General features: G+C 34.9%; 16 protein-coding genes. 10 read left to right on the top strand and 6 right to left on the bottom strand.

From position 1 onward, the window contains the following. Positions 1-101: 101 nt before the first annotated feature. Positions 102-221: a 30S ribosomal protein THX gene (locus tag DD829_RS05650; protein ID WP_076390669.1), complete on the bottom strand. Its 120-nt coding sequence runs from the start codon at positions 219-221 to the stop codon at positions 102-104. Between the two features lie 173 nt (positions 222-394). After that, the gene (locus DD829_RS05645; RefSeq protein ID WP_108410770.1) at positions 395-1,789 is read right to left on the bottom strand and encodes an MATE family efflux transporter; all 1,395 of its coding nucleotides are present in this window, start codon (positions 1,787-1,789) and stop codon (positions 395-397) included. Between the two features lie 203 nt (positions 1,790-1,992). Between DD829_RS05645 and DD829_RS05640 the strand changes: the two genes are divergently transcribed. The 7 genes from DD829_RS05640 (at position 1,993) to DD829_RS05610 (ending at position 8,655) form a co-directional block, all read left to right on the top strand. Then, on the top strand, positions 1,993-2,589 hold the full coding sequence (locus DD829_RS05640) for a DUF2975 domain-containing protein (RefSeq protein ID WP_108410769.1): 597 nt from the start codon (positions 1,993-1,995) through the stop codon (positions 2,587-2,589). 3 nt (positions 2,590-2,592) lie between these two features. Further along, positions 2,593-2,799, top strand: a complete 207-nt coding sequence (locus DD829_RS05635) for a helix-turn-helix domain-containing protein (protein ID WP_039365153.1) — start codon at positions 2,593-2,595, stop codon at positions 2,797-2,799. 133 nt (positions 2,800-2,932) lie between these two features. Then, positions 2,933-5,113 (top strand): S41 family peptidase, encoded by a 2,181-nt coding sequence (locus DD829_RS05630; RefSeq protein WP_108410768.1) that lies wholly within the window; start codon positions 2,933-2,935, stop codon positions 5,111-5,113. Positions 5,114-5,171: 58 nt separating this feature from the next. Next, positions 5,172-5,603, top strand: coding sequence for an ankyrin repeat domain-containing protein (locus DD829_RS05625; RefSeq protein WP_108410767.1), 432 nt, complete (start codon positions 5,172-5,174; stop codon positions 5,601-5,603). A 138-nt stretch (positions 5,604-5,741) separates the two neighbouring features. Further along, a complete protein-coding gene (gene aspS / locus DD829_RS05620; RefSeq protein ID WP_108410766.1) occupies positions 5,742-7,496 on the top strand; it encodes an aspartate--tRNA ligase in 1,755 nt (584 codons plus the stop codon). A 33-nt stretch (positions 7,497-7,529) separates the two neighbouring features. Further along, positions 7,530-8,060, top strand: a complete 531-nt coding sequence (locus tag DD829_RS05615) for a hypothetical protein (protein ID WP_108410765.1) — start codon at positions 7,530-7,532, stop codon at positions 8,058-8,060. Between the two features lie 49 nt (positions 8,061-8,109). After that, on the top strand, positions 8,110-8,655 hold the full coding sequence (locus tag DD829_RS05610) for a hypothetical protein (RefSeq protein WP_108410764.1): 546 nt from the start codon (positions 8,110-8,112) through the stop codon (positions 8,653-8,655). 299 nt (positions 8,656-8,954) lie between these two features. Here the strand turns inward: DD829_RS05610 and DD829_RS05605 are convergent, their stop codons facing one another. Together DD829_RS05605 and DD829_RS05600 are read right to left on the bottom strand one after the other, a co-directional pair. After that, positions 8,955-9,281 (bottom strand): import component protein, encoded by a 327-nt coding sequence (locus tag DD829_RS05605; RefSeq protein ID WP_108410771.1) that lies wholly within the window; start codon positions 9,279-9,281, stop codon positions 8,955-8,957. Positions 9,282-9,450: 169 nt separating this feature from the next. Continuing rightward, the gene (locus DD829_RS05600; RefSeq protein WP_116547597.1) at positions 9,451-11,124 is read right to left on the bottom strand and encodes a helix-turn-helix transcriptional regulator; all 1,674 of its coding nucleotides are present in this window, start codon (positions 11,122-11,124) and stop codon (positions 9,451-9,453) included. 197 nt (positions 11,125-11,321) lie between these two features. On the opposite strand from DD829_RS05600, the gene DD829_RS05595 reads away from it, so the two are divergent. The 3 genes from DD829_RS05595 (at position 11,322) to ligD (ending at position 14,667) form a co-directional block, all read left to right on the top strand. After that, positions 11,322-12,107 carry a Ku protein gene (locus DD829_RS05595; protein ID WP_108410191.1) on the top strand — a complete coding sequence of 262 codons (786 nt, stop codon included), beginning with the start codon at positions 11,322-11,324 and terminating at the stop codon, positions 12,105-12,107. After that, positions 12,107-12,709, top strand: a complete 603-nt coding sequence (locus DD829_RS05590; protein ID WP_108410192.1) for a DNA polymerase ligase N-terminal domain-containing protein — start codon at positions 12,107-12,109, stop codon at positions 12,707-12,709. The genes DD829_RS05595 and DD829_RS05590 overlap by 1 nt, the downstream gene beginning before the upstream one ends. 77 nt (positions 12,710-12,786) lie before the next feature. Further along, positions 12,787-14,667 carry a DNA ligase D gene (ligD, locus tag DD829_RS05585; RefSeq protein ID WP_108410193.1) on the top strand — a complete coding sequence of 627 codons (1,881 nt, stop codon included), beginning with the start codon at positions 12,787-12,789 and terminating at the stop codon, positions 14,665-14,667. A gap of 2 nt (positions 14,668-14,669) precedes the next feature. Here ligD and DD829_RS05580 read toward each other — a convergent pair whose 3' ends face one another. Together DD829_RS05580 and DD829_RS05575 are read right to left on the bottom strand one after the other, a co-directional pair. Further along, positions 14,670-15,131 carry a hypothetical protein gene (locus DD829_RS05580; protein ID WP_116547596.1) on the bottom strand — a complete coding sequence of 154 codons (462 nt, stop codon included), beginning with the start codon at positions 15,129-15,131 and terminating at the stop codon, positions 14,670-14,672. 8 nt (positions 15,132-15,139) lie between these two features. After that, positions 15,140-15,871, bottom strand: coding sequence for an SDR family NAD(P)-dependent oxidoreductase (locus DD829_RS05575; protein WP_108411187.1), 732 nt, complete (start codon positions 15,869-15,871; stop codon positions 15,140-15,142). Positions 15,872-16,820 lie beyond the last annotated feature (949 nt).

Below are 16,820 nucleotides of genomic sequence, written 5' to 3'. Positions count from 1 at the left end.
GATCTCCACCAGTGCTTTTGTCCTCTTCGGATTAACGTGCATAATTTATTAAAATATATCCTGAATTTCACCAACTATTTTTCAGTACATTACCTTTTATTTTAATTTTTAGTTTTTTCTTCTGAAGCAGCAACTGTTTTCGAAGCTTTTCTCGGTCTTCTTTTTCCATAGCTTCCATTGTTGATCTTACCTCTTCTAGATTTTTTGTCTCCTTTTCCCATAGAAATAAATTTTAGTTGATTGACTACGAAATTAAAAAATACCCTGTAAAAATCAAAGATTGGAGCTGTTAAAATTTTTATAATTCTGTAGCGGGAGGTTGAAAGACAGAGGCTGGAAGTTTATTACTGAAGCGTAAATCGACCTTTGTTAAAAAACCTAGCATCCATACTTTTTACACTTTTACCGTTTTCCATTTTCCTTTTTTAAACAAAATAAATGCAACAATAGTAATTAAAGTTTCGGTTACGGGAATAGATATAAAGACACCTTTAGGTCCCATTCCGAAATATTTGGACAAAAAATACGCTAAAGGAATCTGGAACAGCCAGAATCCGCACAAATTCACCCAAGTCGGAGTCCAGGTATCTCCTGCTCCGTTAAAAGCATTAATCATCACCATTCCTATTCCGTAGAAAATAAATCCTACCGCCATAATATGCAAAGCATTGGTAGCAATAGTTTTAATTTCAGATTCGTTGGTGAAAAATCCGACTAAAAAATCTCCCATAAAAAAGAAAATAACACTTACGGTTACCATAAAGATCACATTATACTTTACAGTTTTCATAACGGACTGTTCTGCTCTCAACATTTCGTTGGCTCCCATGTTTTGTCCGACTAACGTTGATGCGGAGTTGCTTAATCCCCAAGCCGGAAGCAAAAAGAACATCATTAAACGCAGAGCCGTCTGATATCCTGCAGAAGCATTTTCACCGCCGGTTGTTGCGACCAGTTGAGCCAGAAAAATCCAACTGCAGGAAGCAATTACAAACTGAAAAATTCCGGGAGTTGCAATTTTGATAACCGATTTAATGATTTCAAAGTCGGGTTTAAAATATTTTGACTGAATTCTGATCTGCGTATCTGCAATCAAAAGATGATATAATTGATAGATCACTCCAATACTTCTTCCGATGGTGGTTGCCAAAGCCGCTCCCGTTAATCCCATTGCGGGAACCGGACCGAAACCTTTGATTAAAACCGGACATAAAATTATATTGGCAATATTGGCGATCCAAAGAGATTTCATCGCAATCGCGGCATTTCCTGCTCCGCGAAAAATTCCGTTGATTAAGAATAAAAGCATAATGATGACACTGCTTCCCATCATAATTCTTGTGAATTCTTTTCCGTATGCTGCTGCTTCGGGCTTTGAACCCATCAGAATTAAAATTTCCTCAGCGTAGATCACTCCAAGCAGACTCAATAGAAAAGTAATGGCAAAAGAGACCAGCAAAACCTGCGCTGCACTTCTGGAAGCCTGTTCGGGATTTTTCTCCCCCACTCTTCTTGCTACCACTGCTGTTGCCGCCATACTCATCCCGATCGCGATGGAATACATCACAGAAAGTACAGATTCTGTTAATCCCACTGTCTGTATTGCAAATCCGCTTTCTTTAAGATGTCCTACGAAATAGAGATCCACCAATGCAAATACAGATTCCATTGCCATTTCCAGCATCATAGGAATGGCGAGAAGAAGAACCGCACTTCTTATCGTTGCTTTGGTATAGTCGACTTCTTCACCGCTTAGCGCTTTTTTAAGAAAATTGAAATATTTTGACATTGTTGATTCGGTTTTATATTCCGCAAAAATATAGATTCAAAAATGATTATAACTTGGCTTATGGAAAGTTTATGAAAAAGATTCTGAACAGATCAGTCGAAGCGCATTTATCAACTCAGAAAAATCAAAAATAAAAATTTCAATAATTTTTTATCGTAAAACAATAAATAATTATATATTTGCAATAATAAAATAACAAACTCATGAAAATTATCGGGAAAAATTCTGTTTCACAATACATCAGTTATCTGCTTTTGTTACTGGCTGTTTTTTTTGCTGTGCAGCTTATTTACATTGTCATTGGTTTTGCTGTTTCTTTTTATAATTTCAAGACAGCAAATAATATTCTTTCAGACTTTTTTATCATTGGAACAGATGTAGGCTGGTCTAAGAATGAATGGACACAACCGATGGAATATATGATGAAATTTAAGTTCTTTATTCCTTTCACCGAGCAGAATCTTCTTACTGGACTTTTTAATCCGGGAACTGTACTGAGTCATATTTTCAACGAAATTTTTATAACCCTGCTTTTTTTCATCAGCTATAAATTTTTACGAGAAATCAGCAAAGAAAATGTGTTCAATGCTGATGCTTTACTTTGGCTGAAAAGATTCGGCTGGCTTAATATTATTCATACAGCCATTACATTGGCTATCGTTCCTTTTACGGTAAAAAGTTTCTTTGCGGTAACATATTCTGTTGTAATATTCTTATTTTTCGGAGTCTTAATATTATTCATCGTCGAATTCTTCAAAAAAGGACTGGAACTCCAGGAACAAGTAGATTTAACAATTTAATTTATGCCAATAATCATCAACGTAGACGTCATGTTGGCGAAAAGAAAAATGCAGTCTCAGGAACTTGCCGAAAAAATTGGCATTACTCAGGCTAATCTTTCCATTCTTAAGACCGGAAAAGCCAAAGCGGTAAAGCTTTCAACACTGGAAGCGATCTGCAAAGCACTCGATTGCCAACCCGGAGACATCCTTGAATATGTAAAAGATTAATATTCTTTAAGATTTTAAAACTAAAAAATTCGTTAAAAATATTCCCAAACCTCACAAACTTCCTTAAAACCATTATTCACAAACAATAATATCAGATCTTACTTTTTAGATTTGACAAAAAAATTTAATCACTATGAAAAAATATTTCATCGTCCCATTTCTTCTATGGGGAATGACTTCTTTTGCCCAGCAAAAAATTGAAAATCTCGATTTTGAAACCGCGGAAAACAATTCTCCTGCATTATGGAAATTAATGGGAAACAATTCTGCAAAAGTATTTTCCGATTTTAATGAAAAACAGCAGGGAAAGACATCTGCCGTGATAGAATCTGAAGGTACAGAAGGCTTCAGAGCAATCATGTACACACTTCCCAATAATTATGCAGGAAGAAAAATTACGCTTTCCGGATATCTCAAAACAGAAAATGTAACGGATGGATTTGCAGGATTATGGATGAGAATTGATCCTGAAGTTGCTTTTAACAATATGCAAAACGTTGGTCTGAAAGGTACAAACGACTGGAAAAAATATGAGGTTACCCTCAATATGTCTCCGGAAAACACGCAACAGATCGTTATCGGAGCATTGCTCTCAGGAAAAGGAAAAATCTGGGTAGACGACTTAAAAGTTTCCATTGACGGAAAAGACATTGAAAATGCTAAAATTTTCGAAAAAAAATTAACGAAAGTTGAGCTTGATAAAGAATTTGATAAAGGCTCTAAAATATCCAACATCAACCTCGATCAGAATAATATTGAAAACCTTAAAAAACTGGGATTAATCTGGGGGTATCTGAAATATTATCATCCAAATGTTGCCGAAGGAAACTACAACTGGGATTACGAACTTTTCAGAATTTATAAAAAAACTGAAAATGCTGCTGCTGAAGAGAGAGATCAGATTTTAACAGACTGGATCAAAGGTTTAGGCAAATTTCAGACAGCAAAAAATTCTGAGCCGAAGAATGTAAAAATTAAACCGGATCTCGACTGGATCACCAATTCTGGCTTCTCGAAAGAACTTACAGAGCTGCTTTTACAACTGAAAGATGCTAAAAGACCAAAAGTCAATTATTACGTCGATTTCTTTCCGAATGTAGACAATCCTGATTTCAGGCATGAAAATCCTTACAGAGAGATGAAGTATCCCGATGAAGGTTTTAGACTGCTTTCTCTTTACAGATACTGGAACATGATTCAGTATTATTTTCCTTACAAAAACCTCATCGAAGAAGACTGGAAAGGCGTGCTCAAAGAATTTATCCCAAAATTCATCAACGCAAAAGACGAAACGGAATACAATCTCGCTTCTCTGGAACTGATTGGAAGAATTCACGACACTCATGCCAACATTTGGGGAAACAGCAAATCGCTTGAAAAATATTTTGGCGAAAGGTATTCTCCGGTAAAATTAACTTTTGCAGAAAACAAACCTGTGGTTGAAGGCTTTTATGATGAAAATTTAGGAACACAGACCGGATTGAAAAAAGGAGATGTCATCACGGAAATTAATGGTGAAAATATGGACAACATCATTAAAAATATGCTGAAATATCTTCCTGCTTCCAATTATCCTACTCAACTTCGGGACATTTCGAGAAAATTGTTGCGAAGCAATGCAGAAACCATCAATCTTACCATTTTAAGAGACGGAAAAACAGAAGAAAAAACTATAAAAACCTATGCTTATTCAGAAATTAAAATAAAAAAAGAGCCGAAAGAGTTTTTTAAAATGCTCGATGGCAACATTGCTTATGTTTATATGGGAAGTGTAAATGCCGATCTTCTTCCTGAAGTTTTTGAAAAAATTAAAAACACGAAAGGTTTGGTTATCGATTTCAGAAGCTACCCTTCAGATTTTGTGGTTTTTAAAATGGGAAAACTGTTAAAACCGGAATCCTCGGATTTCGTAAAATTCACGAATACAAGCAACAGTCAGCCGGGACTTTTCACTTTTACACCAAGTTTAAAAACTCAGGGAACCGGAAAAAAATATTATGAGGGCAAAATTGCCATATTAATTAATGAAACCACGCAAAGCAGTGCGGAATATCACACCATGGCTTTCAGAACCGCACCGAATGCAAAAGTTTTCGGTTCTACAACGGCAGGAGCCGATGGAAATGTTTCTGATATAAAACTCCCGGGAAATATTTCCACCATGATCAGCGGAATCGGCATCTATTATCCCGACGGAAGAGAAACCCAGAGAATAGGAATTGTTCCCGATGTTGAAGTAAAACCTACAATAGACGGAATTAAAAACAATAAGGACGAAGTTTTGGAAAAAGCAACGAAATGGATTAATAATTAGCAACATTGATCGAAAAATTTTATTTAGCTTTGTATATTCTTTAGATAAATCAAGTTTTATGAAAAAAATAATTACAGCAACTTTGCTATTCGGACTTTCTGTTTTTGCCAACGGATTATTTGCACAGGAATTATCAGCAGACCAGTTGAAAACCTTCCGCACCGATAATCTGGAAAGTTTTCAGAAAGATTTCAGTCAGGAAGATTTTTCAAAATGCTATACGGTAAATGGTACAAAGACAGATTTACTTTCTTTGAGCGTAAAAGAAAACAAAAAGAATGTGTTCAATTATCTGGTGAGTAAAACTGACGTAAATAAATCCTGCAGCGATGTTACTCCTTTGATGAACGCAGCAGCTTCCGGCAACATGGATGCAGCAAAAATGCTGATGAAATTCGGGGCTAAAAAAGAGGCAAAAGACGGCAAAGGCAAAACGGCAAAAGACTACGCTGTTAAAAATAAACAGTCTGCAATGGCAATGGTTCTTTAATTTTTTTAGAGATAAATAATTTAAAACTTCCTTCGGGAAGTTTTTTTGTTTTTAAAACCTGCAAAAATCTTATCTTTGCCAACGGAAAATTCAAGGTTCGGATCTGAGCCTTAAACATTGAACTTTAAACAAATAATTATGTTTCGATCGCACACAAACGGAGAATTATCTCTTAAAAATCTTAATGAAGAAGTTACACTTTCAGGATGGGTACAGACTATCCGTGATAAAGGATTTATGATTTGGATAGATCTTCGGGATCGTTACGGAATTACGCAGCTTGTTTTCGATCAGGACCGTTCTACAGCGGAACTGATGGAAAATGCTAAAAAACTGGGACGTGAATTTGTGATTCAGGTTACCGGAAAAGTTATCGAAAGAGTAAGCAAAAACCCCAATATTCCGACAGGAGAAATTGAGATTTTAGTGGAGAATTTAACAGTTCTTAATGAATCTCAGCTTCCGCCTTTCACCATTGAGGACGAAACGGACGGTGGCGAAGAATTGAGAATGAAATACCGTTATCTGGATATCAGAAGAAATCCTGTAAAAGATAAATTGATTTTCCGTCATAAAATGGCGCAGAAAGTAAGAAACTATCTTTCAGACAACGGATTTATCGAAGTTGAAACTCCGGTTTTAATTAAATCCACTCCGGAAGGAGCAAGAGATTTCGTGGTTCCGAGCAGAATGAATCCGGGACAGTTTTATGCTTTGCCGCAGTCTCCGCAGACTTTCAAACAGTTATTGATGGTTGGCGGAATGGATAAGTATTTCCAGATCGTAAAATGTTTCCGTGACGAGGATTTAAGAGCCGACAGACAGCCGGAATTTACACAAATCGACTGCGAAATGGCTTTCGTAGAGCAGGAAGATGTGATGAATGTTTTCGAAGGAATGACGAAAACTTTATTGAAAGATATAACCGGCCAGGAATTCGGAGATTTCCCGAGAATGACTTTCGCTGATGCGATGCAGAAATATGGAAACGACAAACCGGACATCCGTTTCGGAATGGAATTCGTGGAACTGAATGAACTGGTAAAAGGTAAAGATTTCAAAATATTTGATGAAGCAGAACTGGTTGTCGGAATCAATGTTGAAGGTTGTGCAGATTATACAAGAAAACAGATCGACGAGCTTGTAGATTGGGTAAAGAGACCACAGATCGGAGCTTCGGGAATGGTTTGGGTGAAATTCCAGAATGACGGGGTAAAAACGTCTTCGGTAAATAAATTCTACAGTGAGGAAGATTTAGCAAAAATTATTGAAAAATTCGGAGCTAAAGAAGGAGACTTAATGTTGATTCTTTCCGGAAACGAAAATAAGGTAAGATCGCAGCTTTCGGCTTTAAGAATGGAGCTTGGAAACCGTTTAGGATTAAGAAAAGGAAACGAATTTGCGCCACTTTGGGTGGTTGATTTCCCATTATTGGAATTTGATGAAGAAAGCGGACGTTATCATGCAATGCACCACCCTTTCACGTCTCCAAAACCTGAAGATATTCATTTACTGGAAACAGATCCGGGAAAAGCAAGAGCAAACGCTTACGATATGGTGTTGAATGGAAATGAAATCGGCGGAGGTTCTATCAGAATTTTCGATAAAGATCTTCAATCTAAAATGTTCGACCTTTTAGGATTCTCCAAAGAAGAAGCAGAAGCACAATTTGGTTTCTTAATGAATGCCTTCAAATACGGAGCGCCGCCTCACGGTGGATTAGCTTTCGGGTTTGACCGTTTGGTAGCAATTCTGGACGGAAACGAAGTGATCAGAGATTATATCGCTTTCCCTAAAAATAACTCAGGACGTGATGTGATGATCGATGCGCCTTCTTCGATTGCTGAGGAACAGCTCGATGAACTGGAACTGAAATTAAATTTAAAAGCATAAATTAGAAGCGGGGATTTTTTCTCCGCTTTTTTTATGAAAACACTAATTTCTCTAATAGCCACTTTAGGATATATTTCTGCAATAGCCTGTGCAGTTTATTTCATAATCATATTTATAAAGAAAATACTTTATTACCCTCCGAACGTAAAAGAAAAAGTTTATGAAGAAATAATGAAGCTCTCTTACATTTCAGGATTATTGCTTGTATTTAGCTCAACCTGCTTTGGGGTAGCTAAAGAAATTGTAGAATATGATTTTAAAAGAACGTTGAGAAAACACACTATTGTTTCAGCAGAAATTGAAAACATATTTTTCAGTCAGGAGGATATGAGAGGTATTTTTGATCATTTCGAAAATGATGAAGGACATTACAGGTGCGAAAGCTTTAGCGGAATTATTAATCTGGATAACAACGAATCGATTTCTGTTGAAATTATAAAGCATTGCTATGAAAAGAACAGATATATTATTGTTTCTAAACAATACAGCGTAGAATCTACCATCGGAGACATCAACACGGATAAGTTTGATTATTTAAAAAGCGACAGCATAAATACTGAATAATTCATAAAAATCTATATTCACAGAAAAAATAAAAACTATTATCAGAAACATGAACGAAGAAATTTTCACTTACAACACACCTTCCTCCGAAAAAATTTTAAGACAGATTAATGAATATGAATTTAATAGACAATGGAAAAATAATCTTAAAAAAAATAATAAAAATCTTTTTTGGGGAATATTATTTACCATACTCGGAGTTATTACCATAATTTTCGAAAACTACACTTTTGCAGGATTCTTTTTAGGCTTTTCAGTCGCTGTAATTTCAACATATTTCAATTATATGACCCAATATAAAAAGTATAAAAAGGCTTTTTATCAAAAATTAGATCGTGAAATCTCAAATCTTGAAGGAAACTCCAAAGATATCTTCTTGGAATTTAGCCCATATCACTTTAGTTTTAAAAATTATAAATCTGAATATAAATTTATCTGGAACGAAATTACATATTGCATTTTAGACGATCGATATCTTTATATTACAGCTAACTCGTTTATGAATTTTATTTTGGATAAAGCCAATGTTGATAAAGAAAATCTTGATAAAACACTATTATATCTCAAGATGAAAGCAAAGTTTAAAAAAATTTAAAAATACCACATCTCCCGTAAATTCATCTTACAACACAACCCTTATACAACTTATCGACAACAAAAATCAATATAAAAAGGAACACTTTAGATCCTTGAATATTACATTAATCTATAAAAATAAAAAGGTCTGAATTTCTTCCGACCTCTATTCGTTTTTTCTCAGCTTGTTTATGAGGATGATTTTTATGTTGATGTAATGGGTGTATTTTAAACAGTGATAAGAAAGCTTTTGCAAAAACTGAAAATCTTTTTATAGAGAATAAAAAGATTTTTCAGTCTTTGTGAAGAAATGAATTTTTAATTGATAAAAGAAAATTTATTTACAAACATATTACCGATAAGCGGTAGTGGGGTTTCTTTTTCATTTGCGGCATTTATTATTCCCAAAATCATTAAAATAAAGAATAAATAGCCAATGTAACCTAAAAAGTGCAATGACGGAACAATAGTAGCGACTATAGTGAGCGCAATATTAAATAACGTGGAAACAATTGCCAATCCCAAACTCTGGCTGAGATGAAAATTAACCAACCTGTCTTTTTGCGATTTGTCTCTTAAAAAAAATGCGATAAGCCATCCGACAAGCGTGATATACGAAATAATTGCTAAAACTTTGTTGTTCATGTTTTGAGTTTTTAAATTTCTGAATAAAATTATTTTCAACCCGGCAAAGATATTATCGGCAAATCAGCAACAGCAATTTTGAGTGTCTATAAAGTGTCTATGAGGAAATTAAAACCGTCTACAAAGCGTCTACAATAAATTTAACCCGCTTATTTTAAACCAATTACAACTAAGAAAGCTGCTGTATAAACTGATCCAGATCTTCGTCTTTCCCCAGATTAAGCTTCTGCTTTATTCTGTAACGCGCCATTCTTATACTTTTGGGCTCAACATTCATCTGGGATGCAATTTCTTTGGTGGAAAGTTTCATCAAAATAAAACCACAATATTTTAAATCCAGTTGAGTAAGATTCTGGTTGGCTTTATCCAATAATTTATTGAAAAATTCAGGATAAATGGTATTGAAATTAGATCTGAACTTTTCAAAATCATCATCTACCAAAATCCCTTCGTCTATCGCTTTAAAAATCTGATGATCTATGACAGAAGGCGCGGCAGATTTTTTTTCCATCAGTTTTTCTTTAAGATTATTCAAAATTTCATTTTTCTTTTCAAGATGAAGCACACTGCCGATCAATTCTTTACGAACCTGATTTCTCTCAATCTCTAATTGCTTATTTTTCTCCGAAATAAGATGCATTTTCAGCTTATTATTCTTCTGATACTGAAACCAGATGATCAGCATTAATACAATCACAACAATCATGATCAGGATGTAGATTCTCTGGTTGAAATTTTTAGAAGTCAGAGTTTCTATTTTTTCTTCCTTCTCTTTCATTTCATATTTTATAATGCTGTTTTGTATCGCTTTGTTTACATTTTCATCGTTTGCTTTCTTACTTGCAGCCTGAAAAAGCTGGTCGATCCTGTAGAATTCTTCCCAATCTTTTTGCGTCGCTGCGATTTTCTTCAGATCATCATAAAATAAAAGCTCTGTAACAGCATCCGGATAAGGCATTTCCTGTGCTTCCTTCAATCCCCTATAAAAAAAAGCTTTAGCCTCATCTATTCTATTCTCTTCCAGAAGAATATCTCCTTTTGCACCATAATAATTCCTGTATATGGACAGATAGTTATACTTTTTAGCAAGCTTTAATGCTTTATTGAGATAAACATCGCCTTCCGGATTTTTATTATAAAAAAGCAAATTATATCCGTAATTAAAATATAATGATGCTAAAGCAAATTTCTGGGTGGTTTCATTTTCATTCTTTACCAGATCTGCCGTTTCCTTAAGATATTTTAAAAGCTGATCCGAATTGTATTTTGAAGCCCGGTTAGTATTAAAATCATTCTTCATATAATTGGCAAATCCGCATCTGGCATTAATGATTGCTCCCACATCTTTGCTTCGATCCGCCAGTTCAAGAGATTCATTCAAAATTTTCACATCCTTATAACTGGAAATATAGAAAACGGAGACTCCTGCATCACTTGCCATTGCAAAATTCTCATTCAGCTTAAAAAGTCTGAAACTCTTTAAAAAATAATTTATTGACTTGTCATTAATCTCAAGGATCATGTACAGCTTACCTGTCGCAAAATTGTAATAGGCTTCTCCTGAAGAACTCCCATTTGTATTAGAAAATTTTTCAGCTTCCGTAATATACTTTTTCGCAGATTCGTAATCTTTTCTGGTAATGCAGGTTAATGCCAGTAAAGAATTCAGAAGCAGTTGGCTTTCATTAGCTTTCGCGGATTTCTTTAATACAGATAAATCTTTTACTGCTTGGTTTAAATCTTCGTTTCTGTTATTAAAAATATCAATAGCTTTTTCGTTCTGTGCTAAAAGCAACGTCTGAAATAAGAATAAAAAAAATACTGTGATTAGTTTAAATTTCATAGAATTTTACAGATATATCTTGCTGTGATTAAATAAATGTTACAGTAAAGGTAATATTATACTTCCGGATTCTAACGGAGTATTTCTTACATAACCTGTTCCTAAAAAAACATAAATAACTCAATTGTAATTATTTAAAATATCAAACGACAGTTACACGGCACAATCATTGTACGTTTTACCGAAAATAAAGTACAATGAAAGCAATCTGGAACGGCGCCATTGGCTTTGGATTAGTCAATATCCCTGTCAAAATCTACTCTGCTACCGAAACCACCAAACTGGATTTGGATATGCTTGATAAGTCTGATTTTTCGAATATCAGATTTAAAAGAGTGAACGAAAATACAGGCAAGGAAGTGAAATGGGAAAATATTGTAAAAGGATATCTCATGGACGACAAATACATTATTCTGGATGAAGAGGATTATGAAGCTGCAAGTCCTGAAAAATCCAAAATCCTTTCTATCGATCAGTTTGTAAAAGAAAGTGAAGTAGATTCTGTTTATTTTGAAAATCCGTACTATCTCGAACCTCAGAAAAATGGTGAAAATGCTTATCGCCTTTTGCTGAAAGCTCTGGCAAAAACAGAAATGGTTGGAGTAGGAACATTTGTTCTGCGCGAAAGTGAAGCCATCGGAATGATCCGCCCTTATAACAATGAAGTGTTGGTTTTAAACCGATTGAGATTCGCACAGGAAATCAGAGATTACGGAGATCTTAAAATTCCGGCGGCGAAAGCTCCGAAACCTGCTGAATTAAGAATGGCGGTGAACCTCATCGAACAGCTTTCACAGGAATTTGATCCTGAAATGTACAAAGACACCTATTCTGAAGCTTTGATGAAGATCATTAAACAGAAAGCGAAAGGTAAGAACACCAAAACGAAAAAAGCCGAACCTGTAAAAGAAGGAAAAGTAATTGATCTGATGGCGCAGCTAAAAGCCAGTTTACAGAATACCAAATCTAAAAACGCATCATAATGGCTCTAAAAGATTACAACCAAAAGCGGAAATTCGACGAAACCAGCGAACCGAAAGGAAAAACAAAAAAGAGCAAAGATCAGCTTATTTTTGTGATTCAGCGACACGCTGCATCACGACTGCATTATGATTTCCGTCTTGAAATGGATGGCGTTCTGAAAAGCTGGGCAGTTCCGAAAGGTCCTTCACTGGATCCTAAAGACAAACGTCTTGCCATGATGGTGGAAGATCATCCCTACGATTACAAAGACTTTGAAGGAAATATTCCGGAAGGAAATTACGGAGCCGGACAGGTGGAAATCTGGGACAGCGGAACGTATGAACCCCTCGACAACAATTCTAAACTTTCTGACGAAAAAGAGTTGTTGAACGAATTAAAAGCAGGATCATTAAAATTTATCCTTCACGGAAAAAAGCTGAAAGGCGAATTTGCTTTGGTAAAAATAAAAAATACGGAAGAAAATTCATGGCTCTTAATCAAACATAAAGATGACTTCGCGGAAAGTGATTATGATGCCGAAGAAAACACCGCAAAAAATTCTCAAGTCACAAAATTTTTAGAGGAAAAAAAAAGCCTGAAAAGCAGCAAAAAAAAGTCATAACCTCAGAAATAAAGCCCAAATTCAAACGTTACAATTCTTTAGTTGACGAAAAAAAGCTTGAAAACTTCATCAAACCCATGTTGGCAAAACCGCATGAAGAGGCTTTTGATGATGAAGATTGGCTATTTGAAATCAAATGGGACGGTTATCGTGCTGTTGCCGATTTAAGCACCGATCAAACTCTCTTCTACTCCCGAAATGGGATCTCTTTCTTTTCAAAATTTGAAAAAATATCACGGGATTTTGAAAATCAGATTCATCATATGATTCTTGACGGTGAAATTGTTGCCTACGATGAAAACGGAAAACCTAATTTCCAATGGCTTCAGCAAATTGGAGATAATCCGGATCTGGCTCTCATCTATCAGGTTTTTGATATTTTATGGCTGAATGGTCATTCTACGGAAGAACTGCCGTTAATTCAGCGGAAAGAACTGTTAAAAGAGGCACTCATTGAAACCGACGTCATCAAATACTGTGATCACGTTCCGGAAAAAGGGACTGCATTTTTCAGTCAGATGAAACAGATGAAGCTTGAAGGGATGATTGCTAAAAAAGCCAACAGCATTTATGTAGAAAATCACCGGAGTTCCGACTGGCTGAAAATAAAATTTACCAATACTGAAGAAGCCATTATTTGTGGATTTACAGAACCTCGTGGTTCAAGAGAAGGTTTCGGAGCTTTGATTTTAGGAAAATATATTGATGGAAAACTTACCTACAGCGGACATACAGGAACAGGATTTAACCGTGAACTGATTCAGGAAATTCTTCAGAAATTAGAAAAGATTACTGTTACAACTTCCCCATTCGAAAATAAGCCTAAAACCAATATGCCGGTGACGTGGACAAAACCTGAACTGGTGTGCGAAATCAAATATTCTGAAATTACCAAAGACGGAATTTTCAGACATCCTGTTTTTATCGCGCTCAGAGAAGACAAAAACCCTGAAGACGTTGAAAATACTTCCGAAGAAACAGAAACTATTTCCCAACCCAAAATGACTAAAATGACAACTTCAAAAAAGATAAAATCTTCTGAAAACGAACAAGAAATTACCCTGAACCGACACAAAGTAAAACTAACCAATCAGGACAAAATATATTTTCCGAAAGATGAAATTACAAAAAGCGATGTCATCGAATATTACCAGTCGGTTGCAGACTATATTTTACCCCATCTTAAAAACCGTCCGCTTTCGCTAAACCGCTTTCCGAACGGGATAGAAGAGCAGAATTTTTATCAGAAAGATGCAGGTGACAGTATTCCGGACTGGGTTAAAACAACGAAGGTTTACTCGGAATCGAATGATAAAGACATCGATTATATTTATTGTAACGACAAAGCTACTTTGGCTTATTTAAACAATTTAGGCTGTATCGATATGAATCCGTGGAATTCTTCACTTCCCGATCTCGATCACCCGGACTTTTTGGTTTTAGACCTCGATCCTTCGAAAAAGAATACGTTTGATGAGGTTATTGAAACTGCTTTACAGGTAAATGAAGTTTTAGAATCTGTAAAAATCGACGGATACTGCAAAACTTCCGGAAGCACGGGAATTCATATCTACATTCCGATGGGCGGAAAATACGATTTTGATCAGGTAAAAGATTTTGCCCACCTTTTAATGAAACAAGTCAATGAAAAATTGCCGAAACTCACGACACTGGAAAGAAGCTTACAAAAGCGCGACCACAAGAAAATTTACCTCGATTATCTTCAAAACAGAACCGGACAAACTTTAGCAAGTGCTTACAGTTTGCGTCCAAAAGAAGGAGCATCTGTTTCGATGCCTCTGGAATGGAATGAACTGAAAAAAGGCTTACAACCGACAGATTTTAATATTCACAATGCTTTGGAAAGAATTAAAGAAAAGGGAGATTTGTTTAAACCTGTTCTGGGAAAGGGAATTGATATGATGAAGGCGCTGGAATTGTTGGGAGATGCTGAATGAAATTAATGCTTTAAATTTTCAATCATTTTTAAGCAAAAATCGATGCTATTTTCATCTCTTAAATGATTGATGAGTAGGTATAAATTGTTAACAATATCATCAACAGATAAAATTAAATCATCGTTAAAAAATTTTCTCCGCATTAAGTACATTTCCAAATTAATATAAATATATCTCAGATATTCAACATTATTAATTTTTGAAAAACACTCGCAGAAAACGTAGGATGAATTATATTTTCCTTTTAATATAAATTGTGTAAAATCTAAAAAATCTGCAAAAAAATATAATTGATGATCTTCCCATTTAAAAACTTCTTCTATAAAATCATCCTGCTGTTTTGCTGTAAAATGATCTAAAATATTTTTAAGGTACGGAAAATGATCATATTCAAAACTTTCCGAACTGTCATAAGAGCTTATATTGTCAATATAAGTTTTAATTTCTAAAAACTGATCATTCATAGTATGAGTTAAGGAAGTTTCGCCACCAGACTTTCAGGCAGCATTTTCAAAATTAGATAAATGATTTTCCATTTGAAATTCGGAACAATAGTGAAAGAATTTCCTGCGTTTACGATATGTTTTGCCACATAATCAGGCTCCATCATTAAAGATTCATTCAACTGTAAGCCTTCATTGATTTTTGTACGAATGTAGCCAATCACCAAAGCATTGACTTTTATATTTCTTGAAGCCAATTCCTGTCTTAAGCCAGCTAAATACGTAGTAAAAGCAGCTTTTGTACTGCCATAAACAAAATTGCTTTTTCTCCCGCGAACTCCCGAAAGCGAAGATAAACCGATAATTCTTTCCAGATTTTTATTGTTCTTATCCGTTGCAATAATATTCAGAATAGAAACGGCTCCCGTATAATTGACCAGCATCATTTGCTGAGCTTCTTTAAAATCGGTTAAAGCGGTTTCATTATCCACTAAAAAACCTGCTGCATAGACCACAATATGAGGTTTTACAGGAAGCTCATCATAAAATTTCTGATGAGAATCAAAATCAACAGAATCGAAAGATAAAACCTTCACCTTAGAATTCAGATTGTGTTCTGAAACAAATTGTTCTAAAGAGTTTGTATTTCGGGAAGCGGCAATAACGGAAAATCCTTTTTCGATGTATTGTTTCGCAGCCTGTTTTGCAACATCGGAATTGGCGCCTAAAATGAGAACGGTTTTTTCTGTGTTTTGATTCATGGAGCAAAGATAGTTTAAACCACAAATAACACAAAGATTTTCACTAATGGCACAAGGATTTACCGCCATTTTTGTCATTTCGACGGAGGAGAAATCTATTTTTTTAACCGTTAAGATTTTAGTTGAGAAGTTAAGATTATTAAGGTAGGAGTTTCGCTTTTAATTTTTCAGAGTTTTTTTAAACACGAATTGCACGAATGTTTTTCACGAATAAACACAATTGCTAAATGCTCTTCTGTCATTTCGACGGAGGAGAAATCTATTTTTTACCATTAAGATTTTAGTTGAGAAGTTAAGATTATTAAGGTAGGAGCTTTACTTTTAATTTCCCGGAGATTTTTTAAACACGAATTTCACGAATGTTTTTTCACGAATAAACACAATTGCTAAATGCTCTCCTGTCATTTCGACGAAGGAAAAATCTATTTTTTTAACCGTTAAGATTTTAGTTGAGGAGTTAAGATTATTAAGGTAGAAGCTTTGCTTTTGATTTCCCGGAGATTTTTTAAACACGAATTGCACAAATGGTTTTCACGAATAAACACAATTGCCAAATGCTCTCCTGTCATTTCGACGAAGGAGAAATCTAATTTGTACCATTAAGATTTTAGTTGAGAAGTTAAGATTATTAAGATAGGAGCTTCGCTTTTAATTTTTCAGAGATTTTTTAAACACGAATTTCACAAATGTTTTCACAAATAAACACAGATATGTTTAATGCATTTTGGCATTTCAACGAAGGAGAAATCTATTTTTAAACCGTTAAGATTTAGTTGAGGAGTTAAGATTATTAAGGTGGATTCTTCTCTCCGCTTCGCTGCGGTCAGAATGACAATCCTACGTTAAAAATAATTGCAGCTTAGATTCATACGAATGATAACCTTTCCGGATATTAAAATTGAAAAGTATTCATATAAAAAAGTTTCGGCGGGGTGAGCAAAGCTCACCC

The organism is Chryseobacterium sp. HMWF035, from assembly GCF_003094695.1.
Lineage (GTDB): Bacteria > Bacteroidota > Bacteroidia > Flavobacteriales > Weeksellaceae > Chryseobacterium > Chryseobacterium gambrini.
Note: the sequence above shows the minus strand (reverse complement) of the source record. Positions and strands in the feature narration are given on the sequence as shown.

What these genes read in the sequence shown, in the direction of transcription:
- DD829_RS05650 (WP_076390669.1), bottom strand. Translation starts at nt 221, where the DNA reads ATGGGAAAAGGAGACAAAAAATCTAGAAGAGGTAAGATCAACAATGGA.
- DD829_RS05645 (WP_108410770.1), bottom strand. Translation starts at nt 1,789, where the DNA reads ATGTCAAAATATTTCAATTTTCTTAAAAAAGCGCTAAGCGGTGAAGAA.
- DD829_RS05640 (WP_108410769.1), top strand. Translation starts at nt 1,993, where the DNA reads ATGAAAATTATCGGGAAAAATTCTGTTTCACAATACATCAGTTATCTG.
- DD829_RS05635 (WP_039365153.1), top strand. Translation starts at nt 2,593, where the DNA reads ATGCCAATAATCATCAACGTAGACGTCATGTTGGCGAAAAGAAAAATG.
- DD829_RS05630 (WP_108410768.1), top strand. Translation starts at nt 2,933, where the DNA reads ATGAAAAAATATTTCATCGTCCCATTTCTTCTATGGGGAATGACTTCT.
- DD829_RS05625 (WP_108410767.1), top strand. Translation starts at nt 5,172, where the DNA reads ATGAAAAAAATAATTACAGCAACTTTGCTATTCGGACTTTCTGTTTTT.
- aspS (WP_108410766.1), top strand. Translation starts at nt 5,742, where the DNA reads ATGTTTCGATCGCACACAAACGGAGAATTATCTCTTAAAAATCTTAAT.
- DD829_RS05615 (WP_108410765.1), top strand. Translation starts at nt 7,530, where the DNA reads ATGAAAACACTAATTTCTCTAATAGCCACTTTAGGATATATTTCTGCA.
- DD829_RS05610 (WP_108410764.1), top strand. Translation starts at nt 8,110, where the DNA reads ATGAACGAAGAAATTTTCACTTACAACACACCTTCCTCCGAAAAAATT.
- DD829_RS05605 (WP_108410771.1), bottom strand. Translation starts at nt 9,281, where the DNA reads ATGAACAACAAAGTTTTAGCAATTATTTCGTATATCACGCTTGTCGGA.
- DD829_RS05600 (WP_116547597.1), bottom strand. Translation starts at nt 11,124, where the DNA reads ATGAAATTTAAACTAATCACAGTATTTTTTTTATTCTTATTTCAGACG.
- DD829_RS05595 (WP_108410191.1), top strand. Translation starts at nt 11,322, where the DNA reads ATGAAAGCAATCTGGAACGGCGCCATTGGCTTTGGATTAGTCAATATC.
- DD829_RS05590 (WP_108410192.1), top strand. Translation starts at nt 12,107, where the DNA reads ATGGCTCTAAAAGATTACAACCAAAAGCGGAAATTCGACGAAACCAGC.
- ligD (WP_108410193.1), top strand. Translation starts at nt 12,787, where the DNA reads ATGTTGGCAAAACCGCATGAAGAGGCTTTTGATGATGAAGATTGGCTA.
- DD829_RS05580 (WP_116547596.1), bottom strand. Translation starts at nt 15,131, where the DNA reads ATGAATGATCAGTTTTTAGAAATTAAAACTTATATTGACAATATAAGC.
- DD829_RS05575 (WP_108411187.1), bottom strand. Translation starts at nt 15,871, where the DNA reads ATGAATCAAAACACAGAAAAAACCGTTCTCATTTTAGGCGCCAATTCC.